Origin of the sequence: Rhodococcus sp. EPR-134 (assembly GCF_001647205.1) — a bacterium.
Lineage (GTDB): Bacteria > Actinomycetota > Actinomycetes > Mycobacteriales > Mycobacteriaceae > Rhodococcus_F > Rhodococcus_F qingshengii.
This window is the reverse complement of record NZ_LVCT01000462.1, coordinates 1-7,412: the sequence shown is the minus strand read 5'-3', so window position 1 is coordinate 7,412 and position 7,412 is coordinate 1. Positions and strand designations below refer to the sequence as shown.

At 64.0% G+C, this 7,412-nt stretch carries 8 protein-coding genes; 4 read left to right on the top strand and 4 right to left on the bottom strand.

Annotation, left to right across the window (positions count from 1 at the left end):
- Nucleotides 1–136: 136 nt before the first annotated feature.
- The 3 genes from A2J01_RS21455 to A2J01_RS21445 all read left to right on the top strand — a co-directional run bounded on the left by A2J01_RS21455 (nucleotide 137) and on the right by A2J01_RS21445 (nucleotide 3,456).
- Nucleotides 137–907 carry an ABC transporter permease gene (locus A2J01_RS21455; RefSeq protein WP_047268852.1) on the top strand — a complete coding sequence of 257 codons (771 nt, stop codon included), beginning with the start codon at nucleotides 137–139 and terminating at the stop codon, nucleotides 905–907.
- Between the two features lie 132 nt (nucleotides 908–1,039).
- Entirely contained in the window at nucleotides 1,040–2,491 is a 1,452-nt protein-coding gene (locus A2J01_RS21450; protein WP_197494267.1) for a M20/M25/M40 family metallo-hydrolase, read from the top strand.
- A gap of 113 nt (nucleotides 2,492–2,604) precedes the next feature.
- Entirely contained in the window at nucleotides 2,605–3,456 is an 852-nt protein-coding gene (locus A2J01_RS21445; protein WP_007730127.1) for an adenylate/guanylate cyclase domain-containing protein, read from the top strand.
- A 4-nt stretch (nucleotides 3,457–3,460) separates the two neighbouring features.
- Here A2J01_RS21445 and thiD read toward each other — a convergent pair whose 3' ends face one another.
- On the bottom strand, nucleotides 3,461–4,303 hold the full coding sequence (gene thiD, locus A2J01_RS21440) for a bifunctional hydroxymethylpyrimidine kinase/phosphomethylpyrimidine kinase (protein WP_064113527.1): 843 nt from the start codon (nucleotides 4,301–4,303) through the stop codon (nucleotides 3,461–3,463).
- A 237-nt stretch (nucleotides 4,304–4,540) separates the two neighbouring features.
- On the opposite strand from thiD, the gene A2J01_RS21435 reads away from it, so the two are divergent.
- Nucleotides 4,541–4,891, top strand: a complete 351-nt coding sequence (locus A2J01_RS21435) for a GNAT family N-acetyltransferase (protein ID WP_042453439.1) — start codon at nucleotides 4,541–4,543, stop codon at nucleotides 4,889–4,891.
- 44 nt (nucleotides 4,892–4,935) lie between these two features.
- On the opposite strand, the gene A2J01_RS21430 is transcribed toward A2J01_RS21435, so the two are convergent.
- From A2J01_RS21430 to A2J01_RS21420, 3 genes are read right to left on the bottom strand one after another with little or no spacing between them, the layout of a single operon-like run.
- A complete protein-coding gene (locus A2J01_RS21430) occupies nucleotides 4,936–5,736 on the bottom strand; it encodes an exodeoxyribonuclease III (protein WP_042926198.1) in 801 nt (266 codons plus the stop codon).
- Nucleotides 5,737–5,752: 16 nt separating this feature from the next.
- Nucleotides 5,753–6,694 carry an N-acetylglutamate synthase, CG3035 family gene (locus A2J01_RS21425; RefSeq protein WP_442971574.1) on the bottom strand — a complete coding sequence of 314 codons (942 nt, stop codon included), beginning with the start codon at nucleotides 6,692–6,694 and terminating at the stop codon, nucleotides 5,753–5,755.
- A gap of 10 nt (nucleotides 6,695–6,704) precedes the next feature.
- Entirely contained in the window at nucleotides 6,705–7,304 is a 600-nt protein-coding gene (locus A2J01_RS21420) for a peptide deformylase (RefSeq protein ID WP_003945053.1), read from the bottom strand.
- Nucleotides 7,305–7,412 lie beyond the last annotated feature (108 nt).

Below are 7,412 nucleotides of genomic sequence, written 5' to 3'. Positions count from 1 at the left end.
CGCTCGAGGATGCGTTCATGAAGTTGACCGGGGACGATGTCCAGTACCACGCATCCGGTATCGATCCGGGTGTCGGTGCACACCACGCAAATACACAGCAGGCAAACACGCAGCAGGCTATGGGAGGTGCACTGTAATGGCTGTTCTCAGTGCTGAACGTATCAAGATCACCACGACCAAGTCGCCGCTGTGGTGCTCGGTCATCATCGTCGTGCTCGCGCTCGGCTTCGCGGCCATCATGGGCGCGGTTGCCAAGTCGGCTCTGACGTCCTCCGACGTCCAGGGAGCACCGGACCTCGACACCGCCGTTGCCACGGCCGGCATCTCGGGTTTCGGAATCATGGTTCTCATGATCATGGCGGCCCTCGCGGTCACCAGTGAGTACCGCTTCGGGACCATCCGCACCACCTTCCAGGCCGTTCCGAACCGTGCCTCGGTTCTGATCGCCAAAGCCGGCCTCATCGGTGCTTTCGGTGCTGTACTGACATTTGTTCTCGCCTTCGGCGCGTACGCCATGGCCAAGGCCATCGCCGGTACCGAGGCGAGTGCCGGATTGACCCTGTCGAGCGGCAGTGACTGGCGCGCGATCTACGGCATCCCGATCTACGCCTTCCTGTGCGTGATTCTCGCTGTCGGCGTCGGATCGATCATTCGCCAGTCGGCCGGCGCAATTGCGTTGCTCCTGCTCTGGCCGCTGCTCATCGAGAGCCTGTTCGGACTGTTCGGCAGCTTCGGCGAGAAGATCACCCCGTTCCTGCCGTTCGCGAATGCAAACCACTTCCTCAGTGCGAGCAGCGGTGGCGTCGACTTCCACTGGGGACCCTGGGGCAGCCTGATCTACTTCGCGGCCTTCGTTCTGGTGATTTTCGGAGCAAGTATCGTCATCGTGAATCGTCGCGACGCCTGATCTTGTCGCTCCCTCGGTAGGTGTTGTCGGGAGACCTACCGAGAACCAGGAGTGACAGCAGAGTAGGGACCCAGTACGAAAAACCATTCGTACTGGGTCCCTTTCCTGTGCTTCGGCCGATATCCTCCGAAGATGAGACTCTTCGGTGTGGTTGTGGTCGCAATGGCTGGAGCACTCGTGGTGAGTGGATGCTCGTCGGGAAGTGAAGCGGCCGTCCCGACAGACCCGGTTGCATTCTCCGAGACCGTCACGGTCGACGCCGTGACCGGGCATCTGGAGCAACTCGAGAAGATCGCCGCCAACAACGAGGGCAATCGATCGGCCGGTACCCCCGGCTACGACGCCAGTGTCGACTACGTGGCAAACCTGCTCGAAGACAAGGGTTTCGAGGTCAGCACCCCGGAATTCGACTTCAGCTCCTTCGATCCCGGCACCGAATCCCTGAAAGCCGCTGACGGCTCCGATGTTCCGGTGCGGGCGCTGACATATTCCACCTCCACGGGACCGACCGGAATCACGGCGCGTCTGGTGGCGATTCCCGCCGACGAGACCCCCGGTTGCGAGGCCACCGACTACGACGGCCGCGACGTGAACGGTGCAATCGTGCTGGTCACCCGCGGAGTGTGCCCGTTCGGCGACACGCAGAAGATCGCCGCTGATCGCGGCGCGGCGGCGTTGCTGGTTGCCAACAACGAGGACGCAATGCTGGGCGGGGCTACCTTGGGTGAACCCGAAGACGCCCGCATTCCGACCGGCGGGGTGAGTAAGGCGTCGGGCGAGGCTCTTGCCGCAGCGCCCGGAGACCTCACGCTGATTCTCGACACGTCGACGGAAACGACGAAGTCGCGCAACGTGATTGCGCAGACCAAGACCGGCGCGACCGACAACGTGGTTGTCGTGGGCGCCCACCTGGACAGTGTGCCGGAAGGTCCCGGAATCAACGACAACGGAAGCGGTACCGCAGCCGTACTGGAAACCGCGCTGCAGATGGGAAGCTCACCGAGCATCGAGAATGCCGTGCGTTTCGCTTTCTGGGGAGCGGAAGAAGTGGGATTGGTCGGCTCCACCCGCTACGTCGAGGGTCTGAGCGATCAGGAACGGGCCGACATCGCCCTGTACCTGAATTTCGACATGCTCGGTTCGCCCAACGCCGGATACCTGGCTTACGACGGCGACAACTCGGATGCCGTCGGGGAGGGGCCCGGGCCCGAGGGGTCGGCGGGCATCGAGCGCACCTTCGTCGATTTTCTCGCCGGGCGAGGGATTGCGGCGGACGGAACGGACTTCGACGGGCGCTCCGACTACGGCCCGTTCATCGAGATCGGGATCCCGGCGGGCGGAGTGTTCAGCGGCGCGGACGAGCGCAAGACGCCGGCACAGGCCGAGAAGTGGGGCGGAGAGGCGGAGGAGACCTTCGACCCGAACTACCACAGTGCCCAGGACAACCTCGCGAACATCGATCGCGAAGCGCTCGCTGCCAACGCTTCTGCAGTAGCCTTCGGAGTTGCGACGTATGCCCAGGATTTGAGCGGGCCGAACGGAGTTCCCGTCGGCGATGCCCGGACACAGGCCAGAACCGAATGATCGACTGACCGAATGATCGACTGACCGAATGATCGACTGTGCGAGCGACCAGGAGGCCACTGTGCGAGAACGGCGGCAGCACACTGTCTGTAACTCTGAGTTACGCTTGAGTTATGGCTGATCTGTCCCCGGAGAACACCGACACGGCAGGTGCTTCTTCCTCCTCGGTTCGAGGCGTCGTCGACGTCGTCTTGAACTCTGCGGCAGAACTTAACCGTCGGCAGCAGCTCATCGACGCGCTACGACGCCTCAGGCGGGCACTACCCGGTGATCCAGGGTTTGGGGATCCGCTCTCGCTCGCCGGCCCCGGCGGTGCGCGCGCCGTGGCGCGCGTCGCTGACAGATTGCTCGATCAGAAGCCGGCAGCCACTCGCGAAGTGAGCCTCGGAGCACTGCAGGTGTGGCAGGCAGCGCTGGAAAAGATGGGCCGCGGACGTGGCGATCAAGAACTGACCATCGTCTTCACCGATCTGGTGGGCTTCTCCACCTGGTCGCTCGCAGCCGGTGACGGCGCGACGCTGACCCTTCTGCGTGCGGTGGCGCAGGCCGTGGAAACTCCGATCACCGACAACGGCGGACACGTCGTCAAACGGATGGGCGACGGTCTGATGGCAGTGTTCATTCGCCCGGATGCGGCATTGAAGGCGGTGTTCACCGCGCAGGACGCGCTCGCGGAAGTCGATCTCGACGGATACACCCCGCGCATGCGCGTCGGCCTACACACGGGTACCCCGCGTCAGATCGGTGACGACTGGCTCGGCGTCGACGTGACCATCGCCGCCCGGATGATGGGCTTGGGCGGCGACGGCAACGTCATGATGTCGGCGACAACTCTCGAGGAACTCGAAGCCGGCACCCTGGAGGATCTCGATCTCACGATCCGGCCATGGCGGCGAGGGTTTTTCGCGACCACGCCCAACGGAGTTCCCGTCGACCTGGGAATCTGGCGCGTGCGCCGGAACTAGCGCACTAAACCTGGAGCCGCCAGAGCGGGGACACCGGACCATGTCCCGCGCCGAGGTCGTACGACGCCTCGAGACACTTGGTCACCCACTCTTTGCCGAACGCCACCGCGTCCGGAACGGAATGGCCGTGTGCGAGAGCGCAAGTGATCGCAGCAGCCAGCGTGTCTCCGCCGCCGTGATCGTTGCCGGTGTCGATCCGGGCACTGCTGAATTCGAGGAAACGGTCGCCGTCGAACAACAGGTCGGTGGACAACTCCGAAGTACGAAGGTGGCCACCCTTGACGATGGACCATTGAGCGCCGAGCGCATGCAGCGCTTCTGCCGCTTGGCGGGCGCTCTTGTCGTCGACGACCTCGATACCGGTGATCAACCGAACCTCGTCGAGGTTCGGAGTGACCACCGTGGCTGCCGGAATCAAGGTGTTGCGGACCGCGTCGAGAGCTTCTTCGTGCAACAGCGGATCGCCGTGCATCGACGCGCACACCGGGTCGACCACGAGCGGAATCGGACGGTCGCGGCCGATCCCAACCTCGGCGGCAACCGCGGCCACCGCTTCGATGATGGTCGTCGACGCGAGCATTCCCGTCTTCGCCGCACCGACGCCGATGTCCGAGACCACGACGCGCACCTGGTCGGCGACGATCTCCGGCGGAATCTCGTGGAATCCGCTGACTCCCACCGAATTCTGGACCGTCACTGCGGCGACGGCCACGCAGGCGTGCACTCCGCACATCGCCATCGTGCGGGAATCGGCTTGAATGCCGGCTCCGCCACCGGAGTCGGTTCCGGCGATGGTCAATGCCCGAATCGGGGTCTGTCCGGCGGGGGTTAGGGGCAGCAGCTTCACGACGACGAGCCTACCGATCGGACCTGGGGAAACGGCAGCTCGGTCCCACCTCTCGCGGGAACGACGGCGCGAACTGCGATTGCGATCCGGTCGTTCCCGGTGCAAAAATTGGTCGAACCCGGGACAGCGTCGTCGGTAGCTGATTCTATGAGTGGCATGGATCACAGTTATGGAGAGCGTGCGAACGCAGCTGTCGCCGATCGCGCAGGTGCACATCGTGCCGTGGAGGTCGCCGCAATGAACGACATCGAAAATTCGAAAACCGGAACCTCACCGGAAGTCACGCTCGTGGACAATCCGTCGCACGAACGATTCGAACTGCTCTCCGACGACGAGTTGGTCGGCATCCTCGGATACCGCGACGAAGACGAGATTTCGGGGAGCGGAGCCGAAGCGGGCGACGTGGTTGCGTACATGCATACCGTCGTCAAAGAGGAGTACGGCGGGCAGGGACTGGCAGCCGTACTCGTGCAGTTCGCAATGGACTGCGCCCGTGAACGTGATTGGTCGGTACGGCCCGTGTGTACCTATGTTCAGCGGTACCTCGGCGAGCATCCCGAGTATCTGGAACTGCTCGTCGAGGACTAGAAGCCCGAGGGTGCAAACAGACGATCAGGCTCCGAGATTCACGATCACCCGAGATTCACGATCACCGGAGCGTGATCGCTGGCGCCCTTGCCTTTTCGCTCGTTTCGATCGATCTCGGCCGCCTCGACGCGTGCTGCGAATGCCGGTGAGCCGAGGATGAAGTCGATTCGCATACCCTGCTTCTTCGGGAAGCGAAGCTGCGTGTAATCCCAGTACGTGTACACGCCGGGACCGGGTGTGTACGGGCGAACTACGTCCGCGAACCCGGACTCGGTGAAGGCGGTGAACGCAGCTCGTTCCGGCTGCGACGTGTGGGTCTTGCCCTCGAAGAAAGCGGGATCCCACACGTCGTCGTCCGTGGGAGCGACGTTCCAGTCGCCGACCAGGGCGATCTGCGCGTCGGGATCCTGCTTGAGCCAGCCCTCCGCGTCGTCGCGCAGCTTGGCCAGCCAATCCAGCTTGTAGGCGTAATGCGGGTCTTCCAGCTCACGGCCGTTGGGGACGTACAGGCTCCACACCCGCACACCGCCGCAGGTGGCACCGATCGCACGTGCCTCGCGGACCGGGTCTGCCTCGGGATCCTTGTCGAATCCGGGCTGATCCTCGAATCCGATCTGCACGTCGTCCAAGCCGACGCGGGAAGCGATGGCGACACCGTTCCACTGGCTCAACCCGACGTGGGCGACCTCGTAGCCGATCTCCTTGAAGCGTTCGTACGGAAACTGCTCGTCCTTGCACTTGGTTTCCTGCATTGCCAGGACGTCGACGTCGGATCGACCGAGCCAGTCGATGATCCTGTCGGTACGGGCACGGACGGAGTTGACGTTCCAGGTAGCGATGCGCACGAGGGCAAGCCTAGCGTCAGCCGCCGACAGGATCGGTGGCGTATCGGTAGCGGTGGTGTTCGACGAATCCGAGCTGCTCGTAGAGCGCGATCGCCGCGAAGTTGTCCGCCGAAACCTGGAGGTACGCGTGCGTCGCACCGTTCTCACGACCCCAGGAGAGTAGATCTCCGCAGATCAGCGACCCGATTCCGTGACGACGGTGTTCAGGGGCGACGTGAATGCCGGTCAGTCCTACCCAGCGTTTGTGGTCGGGTGCCTCGGTGAGCGCAGCGCGCCCGATGGCAAGCGGCGTGTCGGTGTTTCCGATCGCGCCGAAAGTTGCAGTGCCCACGACAGCCGTGAGGACCGCCTCGACGTACGCCGGATCGCCGTGGGCGTCGTACATCGACAGCCAGTTGTGGTCGGGGCGGTCGGCGAACGAGGTGACCGGAGGACCGAGCGGCAGCGTGACATTGCCCAGATCGGCGGCCATCACGATGGTTTCCTTCTCGCTGCTCCACCCGTCCGGAGCGGTGCCGAGTCGATCGGGGAGGAGCAGCAGGGTCGGCAGTCCGCGGTCACCGAACCACTGGCGTATCCGCTCGATGGTGCTCGCGTCGAAGCCGGCAACCGCCCCCGCACCACCGAGCGGCAAAGCCGAATTGGCGCGGCCGGTGACACCGTGACCGGCGCGCAGCAACCAACCGTCGATCCACGCCTGCTCGACCCCCGGCCACGCCGCCGCAGCAGCCGTTTCGAGGTTTCGAATCTCGCCGATGCGAATCGGGCGGGCCGAGAGACTCTTGAGCGCGATCACCTGATCGGCGGAGACCTGGACCAGCCGACCGTCGCCGGCGCGAACGGCGATGGGATCGGCGCCCTCGAGGATGCCGATGACGTCGGTCATGGGATGCGAATAGCCGGGTGGGAGCTTGTATCGCAAAACCACCCGGCTACCGATCGAAATGTTGCCGTTCAGAGCAGAATTCTCAGTCTTCGTAATCGTCGTCGTCGTGACCGAACGGATCGTCGACGGTCCCCGGCGTCCAGGTCAGACCGGGCTTGCCCCAACCGGAACGCTTGATGATCTTCTTGGCAGCGCGCGCGTTGCGGCCGATCAGTACGTCCGTGTAGAGGAAACCGTCGAGATGCCCGGTCTCGTGCTGGAGCATCCGTGCGAAGAATCCGGTGCCCTCGACCTCGATCGGGTTGCCGTCGGCGTCGGTGCCGGTGACCTTCGCCCAATCGGCGCGACCCGTCGGGAACTGCTCGCCGGGAACGGACAGGCAACCCTCGAAGTCTTCGTCCGGGTCGGGCATCGTCTGGGGGATTTCGGACGTCTCGAGTACCGGGTTCACGACGACGCCGCGTCGACGCTCGCTGCTGCGGTCGTCACCGGGGCAGTCGTAGACGAAGACTCGCAGTGGAACACCGACCTGATTGGCCGCCAGACCGACGCCGTTGGCAGCGTCCATCGTCTCGTACATGTCTGCGATCAGTTCGGCGATCTCGGCCGGGGACTGAGTGACCGGCTCTGTCGCCTTGTGCAGTACCGGGTCGCCGACGATTCGGATGGGGAGGATAGCCATGCGGACAAGGATAGTGCGGCGCGCCCGCGTAGTTATCACGGCCCGCACACTCGATCATGGTTCAATGGTTGCTGAAGAACAGCGATGTAATTCGTTGCTCGGTCGGAA